Annotated in this window: 19 protein-coding genes and 2 tRNA genes; 4 read left to right on the top strand and 17 right to left on the bottom strand. The window is 66.9% G+C overall.

All coding sequences use genetic code 11. The annotated features are described in order from the left end of the window. Positions 1 to 50: 50 nt before the first annotated feature. Positions 51 to 3,257, bottom strand: a complete 3,207-nt coding sequence (locus AC1DES_RS10930) for an Rne/Rng family ribonuclease (protein WP_476895721.1) — start codon at positions 3,255 to 3,257, stop codon at positions 51 to 53. A gap of 473 nt (positions 3,258 to 3,730) precedes the next feature. Between AC1DES_RS10930 and AC1DES_RS10925 the strand changes: the two genes are divergently transcribed. Next, positions 3,731 to 4,402, top strand: coding sequence for a vitamin K epoxide reductase family protein (locus tag AC1DES_RS10925; RefSeq protein WP_476895720.1), 672 nt, complete (start codon positions 3,731 to 3,733; stop codon positions 4,400 to 4,402). A 94-nt stretch (positions 4,403 to 4,496) separates the two neighbouring features. Here AC1DES_RS10925 and ndk read toward each other — a convergent pair whose 3' ends face one another. Genes ndk through ileS form a run of 4 tightly spaced genes read right to left on the bottom strand, consistent with a single transcriptional unit; the run spans position 4,497 to position 10,189 of the window. Next, on the bottom strand, positions 4,497 to 4,916 hold the full coding sequence (gene ndk / locus AC1DES_RS10920; protein ID WP_476895719.1) for a nucleoside-diphosphate kinase: 420 nt from the start codon (positions 4,914 to 4,916) through the stop codon (positions 4,497 to 4,499). A gap of 38 nt (positions 4,917 to 4,954) precedes the next feature. Beyond that, positions 4,955 to 5,419, bottom strand: coding sequence for a DUF4233 domain-containing protein (locus tag AC1DES_RS10915; protein ID WP_476895718.1), 465 nt, complete (start codon positions 5,417 to 5,419; stop codon positions 4,955 to 4,957). Between the two features lie 3 nt (positions 5,420 to 5,422). Beyond that, complete coding sequence (locus AC1DES_RS10910; protein ID WP_476895717.1) at positions 5,423 to 6,781, bottom strand: bifunctional folylpolyglutamate synthase/dihydrofolate synthase; 1,359 nt, start codon at positions 6,779 to 6,781, stop codon at positions 5,423 to 5,425. Positions 6,782 to 6,784: 3 nt separating this feature from the next. After that, a complete protein-coding gene (ileS, locus tag AC1DES_RS10905) occupies positions 6,785 to 10,189 on the bottom strand; it encodes an isoleucine--tRNA ligase (RefSeq protein WP_476895716.1) in 3,405 nt (1,134 codons plus the stop codon). Positions 10,190 to 10,576: 387 nt separating this feature from the next. Between ileS and AC1DES_RS10900 the strand changes: the two genes are divergently transcribed. Further along, positions 10,577 to 11,590 carry an endonuclease/exonuclease/phosphatase family protein gene (locus AC1DES_RS10900; protein WP_476895715.1) on the top strand — a complete coding sequence of 338 codons (1,014 nt, stop codon included), beginning with the start codon at positions 10,577 to 10,579 and terminating at the stop codon, positions 11,588 to 11,590. A 40-nt stretch (positions 11,591 to 11,630) separates the two neighbouring features. On the opposite strand, the gene AC1DES_RS10895 is transcribed toward AC1DES_RS10900, so the two are convergent. Both AC1DES_RS10895 and AC1DES_RS10890 read right to left on the bottom strand, forming a co-directional pair. Further along, entirely contained in the window at positions 11,631 to 12,389 is a 759-nt protein-coding gene (locus AC1DES_RS10895; RefSeq protein WP_476895714.1) for an SDR family oxidoreductase, read from the bottom strand. A 66-nt stretch (positions 12,390 to 12,455) separates the two neighbouring features. Further along, the gene (locus AC1DES_RS10890) at positions 12,456 to 12,827 is read right to left on the bottom strand and encodes a DUF488 domain-containing protein (protein WP_476895713.1); all 372 of its coding nucleotides are present in this window, start codon (positions 12,825 to 12,827) and stop codon (positions 12,456 to 12,458) included. Between the two features lie 51 nt (positions 12,828 to 12,878). On the opposite strand from AC1DES_RS10890, the gene valS reads away from it, so the two are divergent. Then, positions 12,879 to 15,506, top strand: coding sequence for a valine--tRNA ligase (gene valS / locus AC1DES_RS10885; RefSeq protein ID WP_476895712.1), 2,628 nt, complete (start codon positions 12,879 to 12,881; stop codon positions 15,504 to 15,506). 132 nt (positions 15,507 to 15,638) lie between these two features. On the opposite strand, the gene AC1DES_RS10880 is transcribed toward valS, so the two are convergent. From AC1DES_RS10880 to AC1DES_RS10845, 8 genes are all read right to left on the bottom strand, one after another. Beyond that, positions 15,639 to 15,932, bottom strand: a complete 294-nt coding sequence (locus AC1DES_RS10880; RefSeq protein ID WP_476895711.1) for a putative quinol monooxygenase — start codon at positions 15,930 to 15,932, stop codon at positions 15,639 to 15,641. 84 nt (positions 15,933 to 16,016) lie between these two features. Next, positions 16,017 to 17,846 carry a glycoside hydrolase family 15 protein gene (locus tag AC1DES_RS10875; protein WP_476895710.1) on the bottom strand — a complete coding sequence of 610 codons (1,830 nt, stop codon included), beginning with the start codon at positions 17,844 to 17,846 and terminating at the stop codon, positions 16,017 to 16,019. A 341-nt stretch (positions 17,847 to 18,187) separates the two neighbouring features. Further along, positions 18,188 to 18,820: a mycothiol-dependent nitroreductase Rv2466c family protein gene (locus AC1DES_RS10870; RefSeq protein ID WP_476895709.1), complete on the bottom strand. Its 633-nt coding sequence runs from the start codon at positions 18,818 to 18,820 to the stop codon at positions 18,188 to 18,190. Between the two features lie 103 nt (positions 18,821 to 18,923). Continuing rightward, positions 18,924 to 20,204, bottom strand: coding sequence for an ATP-dependent Clp protease ATP-binding subunit ClpX (gene clpX / locus AC1DES_RS10865; RefSeq protein WP_476895708.1), 1,281 nt, complete (start codon positions 20,202 to 20,204; stop codon positions 18,924 to 18,926). Between the two features lie 200 nt (positions 20,205 to 20,404). Next, complete coding sequence (locus tag AC1DES_RS10860; protein WP_476895707.1) at positions 20,405 to 21,064, bottom strand: ATP-dependent Clp protease proteolytic subunit; 660 nt, start codon at positions 21,062 to 21,064, stop codon at positions 20,405 to 20,407. A gap of 38 nt (positions 21,065 to 21,102) precedes the next feature. After that, positions 21,103 to 21,741: an ATP-dependent Clp protease proteolytic subunit gene (locus AC1DES_RS10855; RefSeq protein ID WP_476895756.1), complete on the bottom strand. Its 639-nt coding sequence runs from the start codon at positions 21,739 to 21,741 to the stop codon at positions 21,103 to 21,105. 265 nt (positions 21,742 to 22,006) lie between these two features. Then, positions 22,007 to 23,395 carry a trigger factor gene (tig, locus tag AC1DES_RS10850; protein WP_476895706.1) on the bottom strand — a complete coding sequence of 463 codons (1,389 nt, stop codon included), beginning with the start codon at positions 23,393 to 23,395 and terminating at the stop codon, positions 22,007 to 22,009. A 67-nt stretch (positions 23,396 to 23,462) separates the two neighbouring features. Then, positions 23,463 to 23,537, bottom strand: a tRNA-Pro gene (locus AC1DES_RS10845). A gap of 131 nt (positions 23,538 to 23,668) precedes the next feature. On the opposite strand from AC1DES_RS10845, the gene AC1DES_RS10840 reads away from it, so the two are divergent. Continuing rightward, a tRNA-Gly gene (locus AC1DES_RS10840) sits at positions 23,669 to 23,742 on the top strand. A gap of 170 nt (positions 23,743 to 23,912) precedes the next feature. Here the strand turns inward: AC1DES_RS10840 and AC1DES_RS10835 are convergent. Next, positions 23,913 to 24,860: an Fpg/Nei family DNA glycosylase gene (locus AC1DES_RS10835; RefSeq protein WP_476895705.1), complete on the bottom strand. Its 948-nt coding sequence runs from the start codon at positions 24,858 to 24,860 to the stop codon at positions 23,913 to 23,915. Further along, positions 24,860 to 25,351 carry a ribose-5-phosphate isomerase gene (locus AC1DES_RS10830; RefSeq protein ID WP_476895704.1) on the bottom strand — a complete coding sequence of 164 codons (492 nt, stop codon included), beginning with the start codon at positions 25,349 to 25,351 and terminating at the stop codon, positions 24,860 to 24,862. The genes AC1DES_RS10835 and AC1DES_RS10830 overlap by 1 nt, the downstream gene beginning before the upstream one ends. Between the last annotated feature and the right edge of the window lie 6 nt (positions 25,352 to 25,357).

Genomic DNA, 25,357 nt, shown 5'->3' with positions numbered 1-25,357 from the left:
ATTGCTACGCCGGTCCGGGCCGCACCCGCGGTCCCGCCGGGCTGGGCCGGCTAGAGCTCCGAGGCCGGAACGCCGACACCGAGGATGATCGGCTCGCTGGCTGCCGGCTTGGCTGCCGGCCTGCCCGCGGCAGGCGCCTTGGCTTCATGAACCGAAACGGCTGCGGCCGATGCCGTTGCCTCGCGGTGCTGGACGGACGTCTCGTTGGCTGCGCCCTGGGCGCGGCTGGCGCTCCGGTTGCGGCGTCCGCGGCGGGCGCCGGACGTGGTGCCGGCCGCGACAGCGGGCTCGGGAGCCGTCGGCGCGGGAACCGTGGACTCCGGAACAGTCGCCACGGCCGCAGGGGCCGCGGCTTGGCCCCTCGCCGGACGGCGCTGCGCTTCGGCGCCTGTGCTTTCCCCGGCTTCGCCGAGGTGGGCGAACGCCTCGGTCAGGAGGTCGAGCGTCAGGGAAGGCACCTGCGACTCCTCGGCGTGTTCGACGAAGGGCAGGGCAACCTGCTCCCCGCCGAAGGTCAGGACGGCGCCTGGGCGTCCGGCTGCTTCCTCCGTGGCGGCAAGCTTTGTGACTGCGTCGACGGCGGCCTGGCGGGCCCCCGCTTCGCTGGCAGCGGCTGCCTCCCCGTCGTGCAGGTGGGCGGCGTGTGCTGCCGCGGCGATGTTCGCCAGGGCTGCACGGGTCGCCTCGGCTTTGGCGTGCCGCTCCGCCTCGGTCGGTTCGGCGTGCACTGCTGCCGGCGCGGACGGGGTTGCTTCCGGGGTGCCCTGGCCGCCCTTGCCGCGGCGGCGGCTTTTGCGTTCGGTCCGCGCTGCGGGCTGGGCCTCGGCACGGGGAACGTAGTGTTCGGCGGCGACGGTGTTGGCACGGCGGTGCTCGACGGGCTCGTCGTGGGTGACAATTCCGCGGCCTGCGCAGGCTTCGCACTGTTCGCCGAAGACCTCGAGCAGCCCGGTGCCCATCCGCTTGCGGGTCATCTGTACGAGCCCCAGCGAGGTCACCTCGGCCACCTGGTGCTTGGTGCGGTCCCGGCCCAGGCACTCCACCATGCGGCGCAGCACGAGGTCGCGGTTCGATTCCAGCACCATGTCGATGAAGTCGATCACGATGATGCCGCCGATGTCGCGCAGCCGCAGCTGCCGGACGACTTCCTCCGCCGCCTCCAGGTTGTTCTTGGTGACGGTTTCTTCAAGGTTGCCGCCGCTGCCGGTGAACTTTCCGGTGTTGACGTCCACCACGGTCATGGCTTCGGTGCGGTCGATCACGAGGGAACCGCCCGAGGGAAGGAAGACCTTGCGGTCAAGGGCCTTGTGGATCTGCTCGTCGATGCGCCAGGCAGCGAAGATGTCCGTGTCCTTGGTCCACTTCTCGAGCCGGCCCACGAGGTCCGGTGCCACGTATGTGACGTAGGCCTCGATGGTGTCCCAGGCCTCCTCGCCGGAGACGATCAGCTTAGAGAAGTCCTCGTTGAAGACGTCGCGGACCACCTTGATGGTCAGGTCGGGTTCGCCGTAGAGCAGCTCCGGGGCCAGCATCTTGGTCGAGGTGGCCTGGCTCTCGATGCCCTCCCACTGGGCGCGGAGGCGGTTGATGTCGTGCGTCAACTCTTCTTCGGAGGCACCTTCGGCCGCGGTGCGGACGATGACGCCGGCGTCTTCCGGCAGGCGGTCCTTGAGGATCCGCTTGAGGCGGTTGCGTTCGACGTCGGGCAGCTTGCGCGAGATGCCCGTCATGGAACCGCCGGGCACGTAGACGAGGTAGCGGCCGGGCAGCGAGATCTGGCTCGTAAGCCGGGCGCCCTTGTGGCCGACCGGGTCCTTGGTGACCTGGACCAGGACTGAGTCGCCGGACTTCAGCGCGTTTTCGATCCGGCGCTGCTTGCCTTCGAGGTTGACGGACTCCCAGTTCACTTCGCCGGCGTACAGCACGGCGTTGCGGCCGCGTCCGATGTCGACGAAGGCAGCTTCCATGGAAGGCAGGACGTTCTGGACCTTGCCCAGGTAGACGTTGCCGATCAGGGAATCCTGCTGGGTCTTGGAGACGAAGTGCTCGGCGAGGACGCCGTCTTCGAGGACGCCGATCTGGATTCTGTCGTCGCGCTGGCGCACGATCATCTGGCGGTCCACGGATTCGCGGCGGGCCAGGAACTCGGCCTCGGTGATGACAGTGCGGCGGCGGCCGGTGTCGCGTGATTCCCTGCGGCGCTGCTTCTTGGCCTCGAGCCGGGTGGATCCCTTGACGGACGTGACGCGGTTGTTGACCGGCGCCTCCGACAGCGCGCGGGGCGCACGGACGCGGGTCACGGTGTTGGGCGGATCGTCGTCTCCCCCGCCGGTGAGCTCAAGGTCCTGGTCACCGCGGCGGCGGCGCCGACGGCGGCGCGAGGTCACGCCGTCTTCCAGCAGTCCCTCCGGTTCTTCTCCGGCTTCCTCTGCGGAGCCTTCTTCATCGGCTTCGGACTCAGTGCCGGTGCGGCTGGTGCGGCCGCGGCGCCCGCGGCTGCGGCGGCGACGGCGGGACCCGGCGTCCTCGCCTTCCTCGCCCTCTTCCTCATCGGCGTCCTCCGTCTCCGCGGCGGGGGCCGGAACCGGAACCGGGCGCGCAACGGTGCTGAGGTCGGGGGCCTGGAAAATCATCGAGGTGACCATGCCGGGCTCGAGGAACAGCGAGGAGGCGGCAGACGGCGCTTCGGCGGGCTTCCCGCCCGGTACTTCCGCGGGAGTTTCGCGCGTTTCGACGGCTGCCTCGGCTGCTTCGGCGGGAGTTTCGCGCGTTTCGACGGGCGCTTCGGCTGCCTCCGCGGCCGGGGCCCCGACTGCGGGCACTTCGGCGGCCGGGGCGGCTGCCTTGGCGCGGCTGGCCCGGCGTCGGACCGGCTTGACGGCGGGAGCGTCAACAGCGCCCGTCCCGGCCGCAGCAGCCCCGGCGGCGGGTGCAGTTCCGGCCTCTTCGGCGAAGGCTGGCAGCGGTTCGGCGGTTTCGGCCGTCTTGCGGGCCCGGGTGCGGCGGACAGGCGCCTTCTTGGCCTCGGGGGCGGATTCGGCGCCCGGGTTCTCCACGGGCGCTTCAGCCGCGGCGGCGGCTTCAGCAGCAAGCGTTGCTTCCTCGGCGGCGACGACCGGGTCAACGGGGGCTGTCTTGGCGACAACCTTGCGGCGTGTCCGGACGGCCCTCTTGGGCGCTACCGGAGCAGCTGCTTCTGCTGTCTGATCGGGGACGATCGGTTCGTCGTTAACCGTTACAACCTGGTCATTTTCCATATGTGGCGACACTCCTGCCCCCGATGTACCGCCACATCCGGCACCCGTTGGGGCAATTATTTGTCAACACCCGCAGGCATTGACAGAAGTCAATTGGATACCCTCAGGTTCGCACCGGCAGTGGGGTGCGGCAGCCCTGGAGGGCCGGCGAGATTGTTTGTGGAACCCGTTGACGTTCACGCCACAACCAGGTGCCGTCCAATGGCATTGCGGGACAGCTCAGATCAGAGGATCCGCAGCTCCCTGCTCATCATTGGCGGTCTTGAAACAAAATCGCCGGACCGGAATCCGGATGTGGATCGGGTTCCAGCCACGATCATTGTCTCACAGGAGCCGTCGAATCAGGCGTAAGCAGGGCGGGGACAGTTCAAGGATTGCCGGGACGGAGGCGGCCGGGCGCCGTTCCACGGCGGCGTCCAGCCTGCGGCGATACAATCGGGGCCAGAAGCATCGAGCCAAAGGACCTATATTCCATGCCCAGCATTTCCAGCACCGCCGGCGGTGCAACCATGCGCGAGCCGCAGTCCGGCCCGGCCCCGGCGGACCGGAGCCTTCCGACGATGACCCGCGACCGCCCGTTCGCATGGCTGCTGCTGATCACCGGCGCGATCGGTTGGCTTGCCTCCGGGGCGCTGGTGCTCGAGAAGCTGGAAGTGCTGAAGGATCCAAAGCACGTCACGGTTTGCGACGTGAACCCCTGGATTTCGTGCGGGCAGGTCATGCAGACGCCGCAGAGTTCCGTGTTCGGTTTCCCCAACATGTTCATCGGCATCGTGGCCTTCGCGGTCATCATCACCACTGCCATGGGGATCCTCGCGGGCGCAAAGTTTGCCCGGGGGTACTGGCTCGGGCTTCAGGCCGGCGTGACGCTGGGCTTCGTCTTCGTGGTGTGGCTCTGGTCCCAGGCCCTGTACGCCATCCACATCCTGTGCCCGTTCTGCATGATCGTCTGGGCCGCCATGATCCCCTTGTTCGTCTGGGTGACCATCCGCAACGTCTCCCACGGGGTGATTCCCCTGCCCGCAGGACCGACGAGGATCCTCGGCGACTCCGGCTGGATCATCGCGGCTCTGCTGTACGTCGCCGTGATCGCCACCATCTTCTTCGCCTTCATCCAGGTCTTCATCGGAACGTCCGGCTACTAGGAGCGCAAACCCCGCCGGGTGACAGAAAAGGCCAATGTTCATCGCGAACATTGGCCTTTTCTAGCGCCTCGGTGCCTTAGCGCCTCGGTGCGGGTCAGTCCTGGAACCAGATCTTGATTTCACGCTGGGCGGATTCCACCGAGTCCGAGCCGTGGACCAGGTTCTGCTGCACGGCCAGGCCCCAGTCGCGGCCGAAGTCACCGCGGATGGTGCCGGGCGCCGCCGTCGTCGGATCCGTGGTGCCGGCAAGCGAGCGGAAGCCCTCGATCACGCGGTGCCCCTCGAAGATCGCCGCGACAACCGGGCCGCTCAGCATGAACTCGACCAACGGCTCGTAGAACGGCTTGCCGACGTGCTCCTCGTAGTGCTGCTCCAGCAGTTCACGGCTCGCGTGGACCTTCTTGAGCTCCGCCAGGGTGTAGCCCTTGGCTTCGATGCGGCCGAGGATGGCGCCGGTCAGGTTGCGGGCGACGCCGTCGGGCTTGATCAGGACGAGGGTGCGCTCAATGCTCACAGCTGCTCCAATGTGTCGGGGTGGGGTTCGGGACAAGTCTACGGGTTCGGCGCACCGGTTTCAGGCTGGCTGCCGGCGGGGTGCGCGGCATCCCAGGCGGCCTGCTCGCGTTCGCGTTGGGCCGCTTCGCGGTCGATCCGGATACCCGTCCGGATGCCGTACCACCAGGAAAGCGCAAAGAGGGCGCCCACGACGTACATGGTCGGCTCCACGATGCCGGAGAGAATCAGCACGAGCTGCAGGATCCAGCCCAGGCCCACCCCCCACGGCTTGGAGACGACAGCGCACGTGAACACGAGCACGAGGGCCAGCCCGATCCCCACGGCGAAGATCAGCACCGGCGGGACCTCACTGCGGCGGAGGCCGAACACGGCCAGGGTGCCGAAGAGGACCACGAACGCTTCCAGCAGCAGGACCGTGGAAGCGAACATGACCTTTGTGGAGCGGCGCTTCCTGGGCATGCCCGGGCGCCACTCGCGCTGGGCTTTGGTCAGTCTGGGCATGGCTTAGGCATCCGCCTTTCCCAGCAGGATCCGCGCTTCCGCCACGAGGGTTATGGAGCCGGTGACGAGCACGCCGCCGGCCAGGTCCTCGTTGGCTTCCGCCCGTTCCACGGCCCATTCGAGGGCGTCGTCGAGTTTCTCCGCGACGTGGATGTTGTCCTCGCCGAAGCCCAGATCGATGGCGAGTTCCGCCAGGTCTTCCGCCGGAACGGCCCGGGGCGAGTTGGACTGCGTGAAGCAGTACTCCTCGGCGAGGTCGCCCAGGGACTCCTTGAGCTGGCGGAGGATCTCCTCCGCGTCCTTTTCCTTCAGGACCCCCACCACCACGACAAGCTTGGTGAAGCTGAAGGCCTCATGGATGGCCTCGGCCGAGACCCGGATGCCTTCAGGGTTGTGCGCGGCGTCCACAATGATGGTGGGCGCCGTGCGGACCACTTCGAGCCGGCCCGGTGAGCTGACGGACGCGAAGGCCTCCTGCAGGATCTCTGGATCGAGCGCTTTTTCGCCGCCGAAGAACGCCTCCAGCGCGGCAATGGCCACAGCGGCGTTCTCGGCCTGGTGTGCCCCGTGCAAGGGCAGCAGCAGGTCTTCGTAGCGCCCGGCGATGCCCTTGATGTCCACCACCTGGCCGCCGACGGCCACGGTGCGGGACTCGACGCCGAACTCCACGCCCTCGAAGCGGAACGGGACCTGCAGCTCCTTGGCCTTTTCGAGCAGCACCTGGGCAGCATCCATCGGCTGCGCAGCACTGATGAGGAAGCCGCCGGGCTTGATGATCCCGGCCTTTTCGTAGGCGATGTCCGCGGTGGTGTCGCCGAGGAGCTCCGTGTGGTCCAGGGAGATGGGGGTGACCACGGAGACCTGGCCGTCACCGACGTTGGTGGCGTCGGTGATGCCGCCCAGGCCGACTTCGATCACGGCGACGTTCACCGGCTGGTCGGCGAAAATCGCGAACCCCAGGATAGTCAGGCACTCGAAGTAGGTCAGCCGGGGCTGGTCCTCGGCCTCAAGCTCCGCGTCCACAATCTGCAGGTACGGGCGGATCTCGTCCCAGATCCGGACGAAGGTCGCATCCGATACGGGGGCGCCGTCGATGCTGATCCGCTCCGTGACCTTGGACAGGTGCGGGCTCGTGTACCGCCCGGTGCTGAGCCCGTGGGCGCGCAGCCCGGCCTCGATCATGCGCGCCGTGGACGTCTTGCCGTTGGTGCCGGTGATGTGGATGATCGGGAAGGCCTTCTGCGGCTCCCCCAGGATGTCCATGGCCCGGCGCAAGGGTGCCAGCCGGGGCTCCATCTTGTTTTCCGGCGCCCGGCCCAGCAGCTCGGCGTAGACGCTTTCTACGGAGAATTCGTCGGTCATTGCTTAGGCCTCTACTTTTTCGGCGGCATGTTCAGCGGCGATTTTTTCGACGCTGACCTGCGGTTCCTTGACGTCGGCCGGAACGGTTTCCAGCCGGACCGTCAGGGTTTCGGTCTTGACGAGGTCTGCGTTGGACAACAGGGCCTCAAGGATGTGCTGCGCCGCCGTGACGGTGGTGCGGATCCGGTCGCTGACGTTGAGCCCGGCATCCTTGCGGGCCTGCTGGATGGCGCGGACCATGTCGCGGGCCGCGCCCTCGGCCTCAAGTTCCGGGGTGACCTCGGTGTTGAGGACCACGAACCCGCCGCCCGGCAGCACGGCAGCCGCGCGTGAGCCCTCGCCTTCCGCCGCTTCCGCAACCACGGTCTCAAGGGTGTATTCCTGCGGCTCGAGCTCGAGACCGCCGGAAACAACGACACCGTCGACACCGTCGATTGTTTGGACCGACCAGTCGCCGGACTTGGAGCCCTTGATGGCCTGCTGGACGTTCTTGCCCAGGCGCGGACCCGCGGCCCGGGCGTTGACCACGAGCTTCTGTTCGATGCCGAACTCCTCCGGGGAGGCGCTCCCGGCGTCGAGCAGGCGCACCGAGCGCAGGTTCAGTTCATCGGCGACGACGGCGGCAAAGCCTGCCAGCGCGTCCGCTCCGGGTGCCACGACGGTGAGTTCCTGCAGCGGCAGGCGCACCCGGAGGTTCGCGGCCTTGCGCAGAGAGGATCCGGTGGAGCAGATCTGCTGGACGCGGTCCATCGCCTCGACGAGTCCGGCGTTCGCCGGGAACAGGTCCGCGTCCGGCCAGTCGGCCAGGTGCACGGAGCGGCCGCCCGTGAGGCCGCGCCAGATCTCCTCGGAGACCAGCGGCAGCAGCGACGCGGCCACGCGGCACACGGTCTCGAGCGCGGTGTAGAGCGCGTCGAAGGCGTCCACGTTCTCGTCGAAGAAGCGCTGGCGGCTCCGGCGGACGTACCAGTTGGTGAGCATGTCCAGGTAGCCGCGCAGTTCGTCGCACGCGCCGGAGATGTCGTAGCTGTCCAGCTGCGCGGTCATGTTGCGCACCAGATCACCGGTGTTGGCCATGAGGTACTGGTCCAGCGTGTCCGTGTAGCCGTCGTAGCGCAGCTTCGCGTCGTACCCTCGCCCGCCAGCTGCGGCATTGGTGTAGAGCGTGAAGAAGCTGTACACGTTCCACAGCGGCAGGATGACCTGGCGGACGCCGTCGCGGATGCCCTGCTCGGTGACCACGAGGTTGCCGCCGCGCAGGATCGGGCTGGACATGAGGAACCAGCGCATGGCGTCGGAGCCGTCGCGGTCCAGGACCTCGGAGACGTCCGGGTAGTTGCGCAGGCTCTTGGACATCTTCTGCCCGTCGGAGCCCAGGACGATGCCGTGGCTGATGACGTTGCGGAACGCCGGCCGGTCGAACAGCGCGGTGGAGAGGATGTGCAGCATGTAGAACCAGCCGCGGGTCTGGCCGATGTACTCCACGATGAAGTCCGCGGGGTTGTGGGTGTCGAACCATTCCTCGTTCTGGAACGGGTAATGCACCTGGCCGTAGGGCATGGAGCCTGAGTCGAACCAGACGTCCAGGACGTCCTCGACGCGGCGCATGACGGACTGGCCCTGTTCCGGGGTGCGGGGGTCGTCGGGGTTGGGCCGGGTGAGCTCGTCGATGAAGGGCCGGTGGAGGTCGACCTGGCCCGCTTTGTTCAGCGGCAGGCGGCCGAAGTCGGCCTCGATCTCGGCGAGCGAGCCGTAAACGTCGGTGCGCGGGTAGTCCGGGTCGCTGGACTGCCAGACCGGGATGGGGCTGCCCCAGTAGCGGTTGCGGCTGATGGACCAGTCGCGGGCGTTGGCCAGCCACTTGCCGAACTGGCCGTCCTTGACGTTGCCCGGGATCCAGTTGATCTCCTGGTTCAGCTCGGACATGCGGTCCTTGAACTTGGTGACCTCGACGTACCAGGAGGACACGGCGCGGTAGATCAGCGGGTTGCGGCAGCGCCAGCAGTGCGGGTAGCTGTGCTCGTAGCTCGCCTGGCGGACCAGCCGGCCCTGGGCGCGCAGCACCTGGGTGATCGGCTTGTTGGCTTCGAACACCTGCAGACCGGCGATCCCGACGAGGTCTCCGTGGCCGAACAGCGGCAGGAACTTCGCGCCTTCGTCGACGGAAAGGACGACGGGGATGCCGGCCTCTTCACAGACCTTCTGGTCGTCTTCACCGTAGGCCGGGGCCTGGTGGACGATGCCCGTGCCGTCGGTGGTGGTGACGTAGTCGGCCACGAGAAAACGCCAGGCGTTCTCAGTGCCGTACTTCTCGGCGTCATGGAAGTAGTCCCACAGCGGCTCATACTCCAGGCCTTCGAGCTCCGCGCCGGTGTGGCGGGAGGTGACGGCTGCCTCGGCGGCGGCGGCGCCTTCGGTGCCGTCTCCGTAGCCGAGGTCCTTCGCGTAGGCGCCGAGCAGGTCCTCCGCGAGCAGGAAGCGGCCCGTGACGGGCGCCTCGGCCGAGGCGGCCTTGACGCCGTTCGGGCCTGCCGGCAGGACAACGTAGGTGATGGCGGGCCCGACGGCGAGCGCCAGGTTGGTGGGCAGCGTCCACGGCGTCGTGGTCCAGGCGAGCGCCTGGACGCCTGCGAGCTGCCTGGACAGCTCCGACTCCCCTGCGGTGATGGGGAACGTGACCGTGACGGTCTGGTCCTGGCGGTTCTTGTAGACGTCGTCGTCCATGCGCAGTTCATGGTTGGACAGCGGCGTCTCGTCCTTCCAGCAGTACGGGAGCACGCGGTAGCCGTTGTACGTCAGGCCCTTTTCGTGCAGCTGCTTGAATGCCCACAGCACGGATTCCATGTATTCGACGTTGAGCGTCTTGTAGTCGTTCTCGAAGTCGACCCAGCGTGCCTGCCGGGTGACGTAGCTCTTCCACTCGTCGGCGTACTTCATCACGGAGGCGCGGCAGGCGTCGTTGAACTTGTCGATGCCCATGGCTTCGATCTGCGTCTTGTCCGTCATGCCCAGCTGCTTCATGGCCTCCAGCTCGGCCGGCAGCCCGTGGGTGTCCCAGCCGAACCGGCGCTCCACCCGGCGTCCGCGCTGGGTCTGGTAGCGGCCCACGAGGTCCTTGGCGTAGCCGGTCAGCAGGTGGCCGTAGTGCGGGAGTCCGTTGGCGAAGGGAGGCCCGTCGTAGAAGACGAACTCGTTGCTGCCGGGCTTTCCGCCGGGAAGGTCGGAATCGCGCTGGTCGATGCTCGCCTGGAAGGTGCCGTCCCCGTCCCAGTATTTGAGGATGCGCTCCTCGATCTCCGGGAACTTCACGGAGGCGGATACGCCTGCGGCGCTGGAAGCTGCGTTGGACGCGGAGGTGGCGGCGCCGGCGCCCGTCGGTGCGGCTGAGGCCTTGGGGTAGTAAGTCATCTCGACATCCTGGGTTGAGCGGTGAACAAAACAATTCATTCAGGATGCGAGGACGGCCCGTGCGCTGTTGTCCAACACTGCTGGACGACGCCACCCGGCACCGCGGTACCACCTCACTTACCGGCACCGGACCGCCACCTTCAGGGAAGGAGGAGCACCGGCGTCAGCCGCTCAATTACTGCTGTGACGGGCTTACCCGTCCGGTTCTACTGGTCCTGCCGCGTTCGCACCACGTCTGTTGTGCCGCGCCCGCGCCGGGGCGTTCTTCCGGAAGCTCACCGGTGATGGCCGGGTCAAAGCTGCTGTCCCAAGTCTAACTGGTGTGCCGGAGGGCTCCGCAACCTAGACTCATCCCATGATCTTGCCAGTTCCCGGCGGCATCCGGTGGTGAGGCCGCGGCGCGGCCGGGTCCTCTCATGGGACGTCCTGGCTTCGCTGAGCGCCGCCCCGGTGGCGGCCCTCTCCGTTTTCCGTGCGGTGCCGGCAGCGTGGCCCACGCCGGTGGTCCAGTTGCTGTCCTTCACCCCGTGGCTCGTCCTGCCTGCCACAGGGGCCGTCCTGTCCGGTTTGCTGAGCCGTCGCAGGTGGCTCGCCCCGGCAACGACCGCGCTCCTGGCGGTGCAGCTGTTCTGGCTGTTTCCGCAGGAGCGGTTTTTGTTCCCGGCCCACAGCCAGGACCCGCCGGATCAAGGCGTCGCCCTGGTGGAACTGAAGGTGATGAGCATTAACGCCAAGCTGGGCAGGGCGGATGCGGCCGGGATTGTCCGGCTGGTCCGCGAGGAGGGTATCGGGCTGCTGGCCGTCCAGGAACACACGCAGGCGCTGGAGGACCGGCTGGCCGCCGAGGGCCTGGCCGCGCTTCTTCCCCACCGGATCAGCCGTCCCGTTAAGGGTGCAGCCGGGAGCGCCGTGTACTCGGCTCACCCGATCCGGCTGATGGGATCGCTGCCGGATGCACCGTTCCAGATCCCGACGGTCCGCGTCGCCGTGGAAGCCGGCGGCCAATCCGCATCCCTGGACGTCACGAACGTGCATACCCAGGCACCTGTCGGTGCGCGGATAGCGCAGTGGCGCGGGGACCTGGCGGCCCTGGGCAGGCTCATGGCCAGCCCCGGGAACCTGCTGCTGATGGGGGACTTCAATGCCACGTACGACCACCTCGAGTTCCGGCAGCTCCTCGCGGGCGGTGCCGGCGGTGCGAAACCCGTGGATGTCGGAATGGCGGAAGGATCCCGGCTTGTTCCTACCTGGCCCATGGACGGCCTGGCGCTGCCGGGCATCGTCATCGACCACTTGATCACGAGCCCGCAGGTCCGGAGTGCTGCGTATTCGGTGCACCCTGTGGCCGGGACCGACCACGCCGCCATCGTCGCGACGCTCGCCGTCCCGGCTGCGCCCTAGTGCCCGCCGTGGCGGCCTGCCCGGCCCGGAGCAGGCCGCGTCAGCTTGTGCGGATGACCTTGAAGTTGGAGGCCTGCGCCACCGGGCGGATCACGATCTGGTCCAGGTTGACGTGGTGCGGCGCCACGACGGCGTACCGGACGACATCGGCGACGTCGGCGGCCGTCAGCGGTTTCTCCACCCCGGCGTACACGTTGGCGGCCGCTTCCTGGTCGCCGAGACGGTTCAGCGCGAATTCCTCGGTGTAGACCATGCCGGGGGCCACCTCGATCACGCGGAGGTTGTGCTCGGCCTCCTCCAGGCGCAGGGCGCCGGTGAGGGCATGCTGGGCGAACTTCGCAGCGTTGTAGCCGCCGCCGCCCTCGTAGGCGGACAGCCCGGCCGTTGACGTGAGGTTCAGGACGGTGCCTTCCCCGCAGGCTCGCAGCATCGGCAGGAACGCCCGGGTGAGCTTCATGGTGCCGAGGACGTTGACCTCGAACATCCATTCCCAGTCCTCGGTCCGGGCGCCCCCGATCTTGTCCGCACCGCGGGCACCGCCGGCGATGTTGATGAGGGTGTCGATGCCGCCGGCGCGGGTCACTTCGTCGAGCAGCCGGGCGACGTCGGCGTCGTCCGTCACGTCAGCCGGGATGGCGACGGCGCCGGTTTCGGCCGCGAGCGCCTCAAGGCGGTCCTCGCGGCGGGCCACGGCGAAGACCGTCCACCCTTCGGTGCGCAGCGCGCGCACGGTGGCCTCTCCGATTCCGGTGCTGGCGCCTGTGACTACTGCTGCTTTGTTCTGGATTCCCTCAGTCATGGGACCACCCTAACCGCAATTCCCGGCCCGTTGCCTGCAGCGCAGCGCCTGGGTCAGTGCGCCTGGCTAGTGCCGGCCGCTTCGTTGCAGGAACTCCATCAGGACCCGGGCGTGGTTGGTCTCCGGGTCCCGGGCCCCGAACAGCAAGGTCACTTTCCCGTGGTCGGCCGCGAGCTCCCGCAAAGTCTCGACGGCCGGGTTGGTTTCGAGTTCCGCTTCGTAGGCGCTGCGGAAGTCCGCAAACCGTTCCTGCATGTGCGCGAACTCCGTCCGGAGCGGCGGTGACGGCGCAACTTCCTTGAGCCACAGTTCCAGGTGGGCGCGCTCCTTGCTGACCCCCCGGGGCCAGAGCCGGTCCACCAGAACCCGCCAGCCGTCGTCGTCCGCGGGTTCGTCATAGACGCGCTTGATCGCAAAAGTTCCGGCAGATTTCTCCATAGTGCGCATGCTACTGCAGGTCAGCGTCGCGGTACGTGAAAGAATTGGCGCATGGCTGAAGACAATCAGGGTACAGACACGCCCACCACTGCCCCCATCAACGTTCCGGACAAGCCCGCCCTCGAGGGGCTCGAAGACGCCCTCACGCGGCGCTGGCTTGACGACGGGACCTACAAGTTCAACCCTGACACCACCCGCGAGCAGGTGTACTCGATCGACACCCCACCGCCCACGGCGTCGGGCTCCCTGCACGTCGGCCACATGTTCTCCTACACGCAGACGGACGTCCTGGCGCGCTACCAGCGCATGACCGGCAAGAACGTCTTCTACCCGATGGGCTGGGACGACAACGGCCTGCCCACCGAACGCCGCGTCCAGAACTACTACGGCGTGCGCTGCGATCCCTCCATCCGCTACGACGCCGGCTACCGTCCGCCGGCAGAGCCCGCCAAGAACCAGCGCGATTTCGACGTCATCTCCCGCCGGAACTTCATCGAACTGTGCGAGGAACTCGCCGTCGAGGACGAGAAAGTCTTCGAAAACCTCTTTCAGACGCTGGGCCTGTCCGTCGACTGGGACCTCACGTACCGGACCATCGACGATAACTCCCGCGCCGTTTCGCAGCGCGCGTTCCTGGCCAACCTCGCCGCCGGCGACGCCTACATGGCCGAAGCCCCCACCCTGTGGGATGTCACCTTCCGCACAGCGGTGGCCCAGGCCGAGCTGGAGGACCGCGAAGTCGCGGGCGCGTACTACCGCTACCCGTTCTTCACCGCCGAGGGCGAGAAGATTTTCATCGAGACCACCCGCCCCGAACTATTGGCCGCCTGCGCCGCGCTCGTGGCAAACCCCGACGATGAGCGGTACCAGCCGCTGTTCGGCAAGAAAGTCACCTCACCCCTCTTCGGCGTGGAGGTGGAGGTCAAGGCCCACCCGCTCGCCAAGGCGGACAAGGGATCCGGCATCGCCATGGTCTGCACCTTCGGCGACCTGACCGACGTCACCTGGTGGCGTGAACTCCAGTTGCCGACACGCGCGATCGTGGGCCGTGACGGCCGCATCATCGGCGAGACCCCGGACTGGATCACCACCGAAGAAGGCCGCGCCAGCTTTGAGGCAATCGCCGGCAAGACAGTCTTCAGCGCCAAGGAAACAGTGGTGGAGCGCCTGGCCGGGGCGGAACTGCTCGACGGCGAGCCCAAGAAGATCATGCACCCCGTCAACTTCTTCGAAAAGGGCGACAAGCCCCTCGAAGTCGTGACCTCGCGCCAGTGGTACATCCGCAACGGCGGACGTGACCAGGAACGCCGTGAACGGCTGATCGGCCGCGGCCACGAGATCGACTTCCACCCGGCGTTCATGCGGTCCCGCTACGAGAACTGGATCTCCGGACTGAACGGTGACTGGCTGGTCTCCCGCCAGCGTTTCTTCGGCGTGCCGGTGCCCGTCTGGTACCCGCTGGACGCCGACGGGAACCCGGACTTCGCCGCCCCCATCGTTCCGGCCGACGCACAGCTCCCGGTGGACCCTGCCGCGGACGCGGCGCCCGGCTACGAGGAAGCCCAGCGCAATATCCCGGGCGGCTTCACCGGCGACGCCGATGTGCTCGACACCTGGGCCACGTCCTCGCTGACGCCGCAGATTGTCGGCGGCTGGAGCACCGACGAGGCACTCTTCGCCAAGGTCTACCCCTTCGACCTGCGCCCCCAGGGCCACGACATCATCCGGACCTGGCTGTTCTCCTCCGCGGTGCGTGCTGATGCACTGCAGAACACCGCGCCGTGGAAGCATGCCGCGATCTCCGGGTGGATCCTGGACCCGGACCGCAAGAAGATGTCCAAGTCCAAGGGCAACGTGGTGGTTCCGACCGACGTGCTCGAGGAGTACGGCTCGGACGCCGTGCGGTACTGGGCCGCCTCGGCCAAGCTCGGCGCGGACACCGCCTACGAGATCGCGCAGATGAAGATCGGCCGCCGCCTGGCCATCAAGCTGCTCAACGCCTCGAAGTTCGTCCTGAACCTCGGCGCCACCGAGGATTCCGTGGTCTCCTCCGACCTCTCGGTGCTGGCCAACCCCCTGGACCGCGCAGTGCTGGCCCAGCTCTCCGATGTCGTCCTGCAGGCCACCAAGGCGTTCGGGAACTACGACTACGCCCGGGCCCTGCAGATCACCGAGAGCTTCTTCTGGCACTTCACGGACGACTATGTGGAGCTCATCAAGGACCGCGCGTACGGTGCCGCCGGGGAAGCGCAGCAGGCGTCCGTCCTGGCTGCGCTGGCAACGAGCCTGGACACGCTGCTCCGGCTCTTCGCCCCGTTCCTGCCTTTCGCGACGGAGGAAGTCTGGAGCTGGTGGCGCACAGGCTCCGTGCACCGGGCCGACTGGCCGTCGGCCGTGGACATCGACGGCGATACGACCCTCCTGGCCACTGTCGGGACCGCGCTCAGCGGCATCCGCAAGGCCAAGTCCGAGGCCAAAGTCAAGCAGCGCACTGAGGTCCTGTCCGCGACTATCACGGCCTCGGAATCCCTCACGACCCAGCTGAAGGCCGGACTCGCCGACCTCAAGGCCGCGGCCAACGCCCGGGAACTGGCGCTCGTGGCCGGCGACGGCGAACTTGCCGTGAGCGAGGTCGTCCTGGCCGCGCCCGAGGCGCCCGCGGCGCCCGTGCCCGCCTAGCGACGCAGCCGCGACAGCGGTCAGGAACACTGCGGTCAGGGACGCGGCGGTCACGAACAAACAGAAGGGGCACTCCCCGGCTTCGGCCGGGTGGAGTGCCCCTTCCCGTTCCGGACGCCAGCTCCGGATGTTTCAGAGCTGGGCGGCCGTCTCGAAATGCGTGAGCACCGGCGGTGCGGCGAGGAGGTCGCCTAGCCCGCGGCCGCCGTCACCGGCACGCCAGGCGCGGTACACGGCGTCGTGCTCCAGCGAAGCCCACCGTTCGACGACGAGAACGTGCGCCGGATCCTTGCTGTCGACGAGCACGTCCACGCCGAGACAACCGTCAAATGAACGGGTATCGGAAAGGATCTCCTGGAGTGCGGCGGGCGCCCCGGCCACGGACTGCTCTTTGAGTTTTAGGTCAAGGTGGGCGGTGATAGGCATGACGCTCCAATGCTGGGGGTGGACTCACGATGCGGTACATGGCCGGGCGGGCGCCCGGCTCGGCCCATTATCGCAGGGCAGGCATCACCGCTGCTCTGCGATACTGATGGCCCACGCCGCGTTGACGAGGCCGATGTGGCTGAACGCCTGCGGAAAGTTCCCCAGCAGTTCGCCCGATTCCGGGGCCACTTCCTCCGACATCAGGCCCAGATCGGTGGCAAACGCCGCGGCGCGCTCGAAGACCTCCCGTGCCCGCGCCGTACGCCCCGCCAAGGCCAGGGCATGGGCGAGCCAGAACGTGCACAGGAGGAATGATCCTTCCTCTCCCGGGAACCCGTCAGCCGTCCGGTACCGGTAGACCAAACCCCTGGCGTCCGTAAGCCGCGCCTCGACCGCGTCCAGGGTGGAGAGCATGCGGGCGTCATCGGCCGGGAGGAACCCGACGATGGCCAGCAGCAGCGCCGAGGCATCGAGGTCAGCCGAGCCGTAGGCCTGCGTGTAGGCGCCAGCCTCGGCGCTCCAGCCGTTTTGCCGGATCGAGGCCGCGATCCGGTCGCGTTCTTCCATCCACCGGGGAACCTTCTCCTCGGCGTCCAGCAGCGCGGCGAGTCCGATGGCCCGGTCCACCGCGACCCAGCACATCAATTTTGAGTGCAGGTAATGGCGCGGCTCCCCGCGGCTCTCCCAGATGCCTTGGTCCGGGGAGTGCCATTGGGCAGCAGCGGTATCCGCAGCTTCCGCCAGGAACTCCCGTGTGCGGGGTGCCATGTCCACGAGAAATTCCGGCAGGGTTGCAGCCGCGTCCAGCAGCTCCCCGTACACGTCGAGCTGACGCTGGTTCCAGGCGCCGTTGCCGACCCGGACGGGCGAGCTCCCCCGCCATCCCGGCAGGTGGGGCAGTACGCGTTCGCTCAGGTCCAGTTCCCCGCCGACACCGTACATGATCTGCAGGTCCGCACCGTTGCCCGGCCGGGCCGCCGCGTCGGCAGCCGCCGCGGCCAGGAAGCCGAAAAACTTGCCGGCCTCGTCAGGGCAGGCCGCGACCCAGAGAGCCTGCAGGGTCATGCTGGCATCCCGCACCCAGGTGTACCTGTAGTCCCAGTTCCGCGTCCCGCCGGCCACCTCCGGAAGGGACGTCGTCGGCGCGGCGACGATCGCGCCCGTGGGGTAGAACGTCAGCGCCTGCAGGATCCGGCCGCTGACGGCGACCAGTTCCTGCCAGGGGCCCTTGTAGCTCTGGTGGATCTCAGACCAGCTGATCCAGCCCTGCAGGGTGTCCTCCAGGCGGTGCGCGATCGCGGCCTGTGTCCAGAACCGCGGGGTGGCCTCTCCGCCGTCCCTGTGTTGAAGCGCGAAGCCAAGGACGTCTCCGGCCTTCAGCGCGAACGTGCCGCGGGCCGCCGGACCGTCGACGTCGTGGGCGCCGGGGCCGGAGAGGGCCAGGACTTCAGCACCTTCCGCGCCGGCCAGCACCAGAAGGCCGCCATCATCCACCGCCAGCCTCGGCGGGAATTCCCCGTAGCCGGGCCTCGGCGCAAAGACCGACTCCACCCCGGCTTCCCCCGCCAGGCACCGCACCTGCCGCAGGAGCGTTCCGGGAGCATCGGCGCCCAGGTCGTGGCCCCGCGTTCCGTCGCCGAGGACCAGCGCGTCCGTCACGGTGAGGACCCCGCCCGGCAGCGTGTACCGCGTCTGGAGCACCATGCTTGCTTCCACATAACGCCGGGAGACGGCAGCCGGACCGGGGGGCTTGATTGCCCAGAACCCCGCCTCCGCGCCAAGGATCCGGGCGAACGCAGAGGGGCTGTCAAAACGGGGAAAGCAAAGCCAGTCCACGGAACCGGAGGAACTGACCAGCGCGGCCGACCGGCAGTCCGAGAGGAGGGCGTAGTTCGCAATCGGCTCGCTCGTCATCGCTGCACCCTGGGGTCTCGGCACGCCTGTTTTCGGGCAAAGGGGAAGCCCCATCAGCGTTAGCCGTCGGTGGGGCTTCGACTTTTCGATTGTCACGTGACGTCTTAGACAATCTGGCAAGATCCTCTGACTTTCAGGTCTTCCTACCTCGTCACTGGTAGCCATCATCTGACTTTGCCGAAGGCTGCGTCGGATGAGTGTCACTGAATCTTTGGTTCCTGCGTCCCACATCTTTCGAAGTGGGTAAAGTCAATTGTTCTCCCCGGCACCCGGATGCACAAGAGCCCCGGCAGAACTACACGGGGGTAGTTCTGCCGGGGCTCGTGCGCCGAAGCTCACGCTCAGTCGAAGACGGGGCTTTCGGTCCGGCTGCGCTTGATTTCGAAGAAGTAGGGGAAGGACGCGAGCGTCACAGAGGCGTCCCAGAGCCGTCCGGCCTCCTCGCCCCGCGGGATGCGGGTCAGCACCGGGCCGAAGAAGGCGGTTCCGTTGAACGCCACAACCGGCGTACCGACGTCCTGGCCGACGAGGGAGATGCCGGCGTCGTGGCTCGCGCGCAGCTGGGCGTCGAACTCATCCGTCCGGCCGGCTGCGGCGAGCTCGGCGGGGAGGCCGACCTCGGCCAGCGACTTGGCAATGACCTCGTCGACGTCGGCGTTGCCCTCGTTGTGGATCTTGGTGCCCATGGCGTCATAAAGCGCTTTGATGTACTCGGGGCCGTGCTTTTCGGCTGCGGCGGTGATCACCCGGACCGGTGCCCACGCCTTCGCCATGAATTCCTTGTACTGCGCGGGCAGATCCTCGCGGCCGTCGTTGAGCACGGCGAGGCTCATGACGTGCCATTCGGTGGTGACGTCGCGGACGTCTTCGACTTCGCCGATCCAGCGGGACGTGACCCAGGCGAACGGGCACATCGGGTCAAACCAGAAGTCAGCTTTGTTGGTCTCTGCTTGAGTGGTCAGGGTTTCAGGCACAGGTGATCTCCTAAGGAAGTCTGGGGGGAAAGTCGCATTGCGCCGGCGTGGCGGCCGCGCGCGCTAAAGGTCACAGCGGCGCAGGCCGCGGATTTATTCCGGATCAGGCGGACTTACGGCGCTTGACGTCGTGCGCGATCATGGTCGGCGCGGCCTTCTGGGAGACTACGTCCTCGGTGATCACGACAGTTGCGATGTCGTCACGGCTGGGGAGGTCGAACATGACGGGAAGCAGGACTTCCTCCATGATCGCACGGAGGCCGCGGGCGCCGGTGCCTCGTTCGAGCGCCTGGTCTGCAATGGTATTGAGCGCCTCGTCCTCGAAGACCAGTTCGACGCCGTCGAGCTGGAACATCTTCTGGTACTGCTTCACGAGGGCGTTCTTGGGGGTGGAAAGGATCTGGATCAGGGCCGCACGGTCGAGGTTGGACACCGTGGTGATGACGGGCAGACGGCCGATGAATTCGGGGATGAGGCCGAACTTCAGCAGGTCCTCGGGCATAACGTCGCCGTAGGAGTCCGTCGTGTTCTTGACCTCGTTGAGCGGGGCGCCGAAGCCGATCCCCTTGCGCCCGGATCGTGAACCGATGATCTCCTCGAGGCCCGCAAAGGCCCCGGCGACGATGAACAGCACGTTGGTGGTGTCGATCTGGATAAATTCCTGGTGCGGGTGCTTCCGTCCGCCCTGCGGCGGGACGGAGGCGACGGTGCCTTCGAGGATCTTCAGCAGCGCCTGCTGCACGCCTTCGCCCGATACATCCCGGGTGATGGAGGGGTTCTCGCTCTTGCGCGAGATCTTGTCGATCTCGTCGATGTAGATGATGCCCTGCTCGGCCTTCTTGACGTCATAGTCGGCGGCCTGGATGAGCTTGAGGAGGATGTTCTCCACGTCCTCGCCCACGTAGCCGGCTTCGGTCAGGGCGGTGGCGTCGGCGACGGCGAAGGGGACGTTGAGCCGTCTGGCCAGGGTCTGGGCCAGGTACGTCTTGCCGCAGCCGGTGGGCCCGATCAGGAGGATGTTGGACTTGGCGATCTCGACGTCGTCGTGGTGGATGCCCTCGGCGAGGCTGCCGCTCTTGGGGGCGTGGCCGGCCTGGATGCGCTTGTAATGGTTGTAGACGGCGACGGCGAGGGAACGCTTTGCGGGCTCCTGGCCGATCACGTATTCCTGCAGGAAGTCAAAAATCTCGCGGGGCTTGGGCAGTTCAAAACTGCCCAGGTCAGCTACTTCCGCGAGTTCTTCTTCAATGATCTCGTTGCAGAGTTCAATGCACTCATCGCAGATGTAGACGCCGGGCCCGGCAATGAGCTTGCGTACCTGCTTCTGGCTCTTTCCGCAGAAAGAACACTTCAGCAGATCCGTGCTCTCGCCAATCCGAGCCATGTGTGAACCCCTCTAGTATCTTGCCGCTGGCTGTCTGTAGCTCCTGCGCAGCGCTGCACTCATTACTGGAATCACGGACGTCCCTTGGGAGATGCCAGCCGTGACATGTTCCACTCTAGGTCACTTTGAGTCCGTTGGGTGGAAAGCTGACGCCGGTGCGGCCATTTGGGATGAGCCGCACCGGCGCCGTGGATTGCTTCTTACTTGGCGATTGCCTGGGACTTGATCTTGCGGGAATCGAGGACCTGGTCGATCAGGCCGTACTGCATGGCCTCGGCGGCCGTGAGGATCTTGTCCCGCTCGATGTCGTTGTTGACCTGCTCCGGTGTCCGGCCGGAGTGCTTGGCCAGGGTGTCCTCCAGCCAGGACCGCATCCGCATCACTTCGGCAGCCTGGATCTCCAGGTCGGAGGCCTGCCCGCCCTGGCCGCCGGACAGTGAAGGCTGGTGGATCAGCACACGCGCGTTCGGCAGAGCAAGGCGCTTGCCGGGCGTGCCGGCCGCGAGCAGCACGGCCGCGGCACTGGCCGCCTGGCCGAGGCAGACGGTCTGGATCTCCGGCCGGATGTACGTCATCGTGTCGTAGATCGCGGTCATCGCGGTGAAGGAACCGCCCGGGGAGTTGATGTAGAGGGTGATGTCGCGGTCCGGGTCCGTGGATTCCAGCACCAGCAGCTGCGCCATGACGTCATCGGCCGAGGCGTCGTCCACCTGGACGCCCAGGAAGATGATCCGGTCCTCGAACAGCTTGGTGTACGGGTCCTGGCGCTTGAAGCCGTAGGGGGTACGCTCTTCAAACTGCGGCAGCACGTAGCGGCTGCTCGGCAGGTTGCCGGCAGTCGATCCGAAATTGTAGTTCATGTTCATCGCTCCTGAATTCATTACTGTCTACGTGCCGGTCAGTTCTCGGTGGCTGCGCCTGCGGCTGAGCCACCGTTGGAGCCGTTGGCGTTGGTCCCGCCGCCGCCTGCCACGGATCCCGCGTGCGCCGCGATCTTGTCGAAGAAGCCGTATTCCAGGGCTTCCGGGGCCGTGAACCACTTGTCGCGGTCGTTGTCCTTGAGGATGGTCTCCACGCTCTGCCCGGTCTGGTCAGCAGTCAGGTCCGCCATGACTTTTTTCATGTGCAGGATCAGTTCAGCCTGGATCTTGATGTCCGAGGCCGTGCCGCCGATGCCGCCGGAGGGCTGGTGCATCAGGATGCGGGCGTTGGGGGTCGCGTAGCGCTTGCCCTTGGTGCCGGAGGAGAGCAGGAACTGGCCCATGGAGGCGGCGAGGCCTGTTGCCACGGTGACCACATCGTTCGGGATGAACTGCATGGTGTCGTAGATGGCCATGCCTGCCGTGACGGAGCCGCCGGGTGAGTTGATGTAGAGGTAGATGTCCTTTTCAGGGTTCTCGGCCGAAAGCAGCAGCAGCTGCGAGCAGATCGCGTTGGCGTTCTCGTCGCGGACCTCGGACCCGAGCCAGATGATGCGCTCTTTCAGCAGGCGGTTGTAAATGTAGTTATCCTGGGCTGCCGGATCGACCGTAGCCATCCGGGGTGCCCCTGCTTGCTGTGACATATGTACTTACCTCTCGCTGGCAACGGTGACGCCACTTGACGACATCACTGAACTTTCCTATATGGACACTAACGGTTTTCGAAGGCCGTTTGTGCTCAGCTGACGGGCTGTTCGCTGACGGCGCACGATTGCCGGCGCCCTGCGCGCCCGGCACTGGAGGGAGGACCGCCAGGCTTAAATGCGGCAGCCCCCGGATCGGTGATCCGGGGGCTGCCGCGGTGATTCTGAGGCGCAGTTGCTAGAACTTCACTGCTGCCGGGTCATCGCTTTTCGCCGACTCGGCAGCAGCTGTTTCCTCGGCAGCTTCTTCCTCAACCTCGGCAGGAGCCTCTTCGCCGCCGGGGCGGACGAATTCGCTGAGGTCAACCTTGTTGCCCTCGGAGTCGGTGACCTCGGCCTGGCCCAGGACTACGGCCAGCGCCTTGCGACGGCGGACCTCGGAGACCATCATGGGCACCTGGCCGCTCTGGTCGATGATCTGGGCGAACTGGTTCGGGTCCATGCCGTACTGGCTGGCGGTGGTGACGATGTAGTCGATCAGCTCGTTCTGGCTGACGTTGACTTCTTCCTTTTCGGCGATGGCGTCAAGGATGATCTCGTTCTGGAAGGCACGCTCGGTGTTGGCCTTGACCTCGGCGCGGTGCTCCTCGGTGTCGTGCTCGCCTTCACCGTGGGTGTTCTCGGCCTTGAAGTGCGCCTCGAGCTGCTCTTCGACGACGGATTCCGGAACCGGAACCTCGACGAGCTCGACGAGCTTGTCCAGGACCTTGTCGCGGGCCTCGACGCCCTGCTCGACGACCTTGGACTCGACGGCCTGCTTGGCGAGGTCCTCGCGGAGTTCGGCCAGGGTGTCGAATTCGCTGGCCAGCTGGGCGAAGTCGTCGTCGGCGACGGGGAGCTCGCGCTCCTTGACGGACTTGACGGTGACCTTGACCTGCGCGGATTCGCCGGCGTGCTCGCCGCCCACGAGGGTGGTGTCGAAGATGGCGTCCTCGTCGGCGCTAAGGCCGGCGACGGCCTCGTCGAGCCCCTCGAGCATGGTGCCTGCGCCGACCTGGTAGGACAAGCCTGCGGCGGAGTCGACCTCGGCCCCCTCGATGGTGGCGGAGATGTCGATGGTCAGGAAGTCGCCGTCGGCGGCCGGACGGTCGACGGACTTCAGCGTGCCGAAGCGGCCGCGGAGTTCGTCCAGGGCCTTGTCGACGTCAGCGTCAGTGGACTCGGCAGCGGCAACCTCAACCTTGATGCCGGAGTAGTCAGGCAGTTCGATCTCGGGGCGGACGTCAACCTCGGCGTGGAACTTGAGTTCACCGTCGGTGGCGGACGGGTCCGGCACCTCAGTGATTTCGACCTCGGGACGGCTCAGCGGGCGGATGCCGGTTTCCTGCACAGCAGCCTGGTACCAGCCGTTGAGGCCTTCGTTAATGGCCGTCTCCAGGACGTAGCCGCGGCCAACGCGCTGGTCAATGAGCTTGGAGGGGACCTTGCCCTTGCGGAAACCGGGAACCTGGATCTGCGAAGCAACAGTCTTGTATGCCTCTGCGATGCTGGGCTTCAATTCCTCAAAGGGGACCTCAACATTGAGCTTGACCCGCGTGGGGGTGAGGTTCTCGACAGCGCTCTTCACAGTCTAAGTACTCCTGGTTTTAGGGGGTGGGGTTCTGCGCCGCCAAGGTCTGGCGGTACCTACAGAGTCGGGGTGACAGGATTTGAACCTGCGACTTCCTGCTCCCAAAGCAGGTGCTCTAGCCAAGCTGAGCTACACCCCGTAAGTGCACAGAACAGTCTACGGTCATCCTGGGGGGATTTGCACATTTGACACTGGGGCACTGAATTAGGTTTAGTTGTATCCGGCTTCAACAGCCGACCGGAAGTCTGACGGAAGTTCGGGCAGGTTCCCGGGGACGTAGCTTAGTGGTAAAGCCTCAGTCTTCCAAACTGATGATGCGGGTTCGATTCCCGTCGTCCCCTCCAGGTCCGCCATACGCTGGTGCGAAGAAAGCCCCTCTCCGGAGGGGCTTTTTCCATGCCCCGGGGCACGTCTCCTTCAACCCCCTTCATCGACTGCTCCAAAACTGCCCTTCCGGCGGTTCAAAAGGGCAGCTACGGAGCAATGGACGGGGAGTCTGCGGCAGATATGTCGCCTAGGCCTGCTGGCACTGCCGGCACCAGTACAGCTTCCGCGCCCCAAGCTCCGTGAGCGCCACGGCCGTTCCGCAGACCCGGCAGTCCAGGCCGTGCCTGCGGTAGACGAAGTGCGCGTCCTCCGGTGCCGGCAGGCCGCCAGCAGAGCCGTCGGAAGCCGAGCCGCCGGAAGCAGCAGGATCGGATACTGTCCCCTGCGGCGTCCAGTACCGCGCCGGGGTGGTGATGATCCGGCCGTCGCGCACGCCGTCGGACATCATGGCCACTGTGTCATCCCAGAGCAGCCGGGCTGCACGCTCCGGCAGGGAGTTTCCGGGCAGCCACGGGTTCAGGCGCTGCCGGAACAGGAGCTCGGCACGGTAGACATTCCCGACACCGGCAATGAGCTTCTGGTCCATCAGCAGCGCCGCCACGGGAGTCCGTTTGGCACGCACCCCGGAAACGAAACGTTCCCGGCTCCCCGGCAGCCCGCACAGTGGATCCGGCCCCAGCCGGACCATAGCCGCCGCCGTTTCAGCCTCGGTGATGGCCTCGCACGTCGTGGCGCCGCGGAGATCGGCCCAGCCGTGGCCGCTAGCGAGACGCACGCGCACGGCACCCACGGGGTCGGGCGGCCCGGCGTAGGCAGGCAGGCCCGCGCCGTCGTCGTAGACCTCCCGCTCCCCCACCCTGCGGGGCGCGCCGATGCTCGAGGCACCGCGGAACGTGCTGTCACCGCCGAAATCCCAGGCGCCGTAGAGGCCGAGGTGGACGTGCAGCACCAGCCCGTGGTCAAACTCCAGGAAGAGATGCTTCCCGTGCGCGGTTGCTCCCGCCAGGACGTGCCCGTCCAGCAGGGCAGCACCCGCCGCGAACCTCCCCTGCGGGCTAGAGACCGCGAGGCGCTGCCCCGCGAAGACGTCGCCGAACTGGCGTGCCAGCCGGTGGACCGAATGCCCTTCCGGCACTACTCGATGACCTCGCCTGTGCGCTCGTAGGCGGCAATCTTGCCGATCCGGCGCACGTGGCGCTCGTCGTGGCTGAACGGCTCCGCCAGGAACGCCTCGATGATGGCGGTGGCCTCCTCCACGCTGTGCTGGCGGCCGCCGACGGCGACGACGTTGGCATCGTTGTGCTCGCGGGCCAGCTTCGCCGTGGACAGGTTCCAGGCCAGCGCGGCCCGCACGCCCTTGACCTTGTTCGCGGCGATCTGTTCGCCGTTGCCGGAGCCCCCCAGGACGATCCCCAGCGCATCCGTGCCGGCCTCCTGGTCTGCCACGACGGCAAGAGCGGCATTGATGCAGAAGGACGGGTAGTCATCCAGTGCGTCGTAGACCCTGGGCCCGTGGTCCACGACGTCGTAGCCCTTGGCGCTGAGGTGGCTGACGAGGTGGGCGCTGAGCTCCATGCCGGCATGGTCGGTGGCGATGTGCACGCGCGGGAAGTCAGGTGTGGTCACGGCGTA

This window comes from Arthrobacter sp. 05T442 (assembly GCF_056395945.1).
The sequence above is the reverse complement of the archived record's forward strand: the minus strand, read 5'-3'. Positions and strand labels throughout refer to the sequence as shown.

Bases quoted from the DNA above. Each gene is read 5' to 3' on its own strand.
- AC1DES_RS10875 (WP_476895710.1), bottom strand. From the start codon at position 17,846: ATGACGAGCGAGCCGATTGCGAACTACGCCCTCCTCTCGGACTGCCGG.
- AC1DES_RS10930 (WP_476895721.1), bottom strand. From the start codon at position 3,257: ATGGAAAATGACCAGGTTGTAACGGTTAACGACGAACCGATCGTCCCC.
- AC1DES_RS10895 (WP_476895714.1), bottom strand. From the start codon at position 12,389: ATGACTGAGGGAATCCAGAACAAAGCAGCAGTAGTCACAGGCGCCAGC.
- AC1DES_RS10925 (WP_476895720.1), top strand. From the start codon at position 3,731: ATGCCCAGCATTTCCAGCACCGCCGGCGGTGCAACCATGCGCGAGCCG.
- AC1DES_RS10915 (WP_476895718.1), bottom strand. From the start codon at position 5,419: ATGCCCAGACTGACCAAAGCCCAGCGCGAGTGGCGCCCGGGCATGCCC.
- AC1DES_RS10860 (WP_476895707.1), bottom strand. From the start codon at position 21,064: ATGAACTACAATTTCGGATCGACTGCCGGCAACCTGCCGAGCAGCCGC.
- valS (WP_476895712.1), top strand. From the start codon at position 12,879: ATGGCTGAAGACAATCAGGGTACAGACACGCCCACCACTGCCCCCATC.
- clpX (WP_476895708.1), bottom strand. From the start codon at position 20,204: ATGGCTCGGATTGGCGAGAGCACGGATCTGCTGAAGTGTTCTTTCTGC.
- AC1DES_RS10890 (WP_476895713.1), bottom strand. From the start codon at position 12,827: ATGGAGAAATCTGCCGGAACTTTTGCGATCAAGCGCGTCTATGACGAA.
- AC1DES_RS10855 (WP_476895756.1), bottom strand. From the start codon at position 21,741: ATGGCTACGGTCGATCCGGCAGCCCAGGATAACTACATTTACAACCGC.
- ileS (WP_476895716.1), bottom strand. From the start codon at position 10,189: ATGACTTACTACCCCAAGGCCTCAGCCGCACCGACGGGCGCCGGCGCC.
- AC1DES_RS10880 (WP_476895711.1), bottom strand. From the start codon at position 15,932: ATGCCTATCACCGCCCACCTTGACCTAAAACTCAAAGAGCAGTCCGTG.
- AC1DES_RS10910 (WP_476895717.1), bottom strand. From the start codon at position 6,781: ATGACCGACGAATTCTCCGTAGAAAGCGTCTACGCCGAGCTGCTGGGC.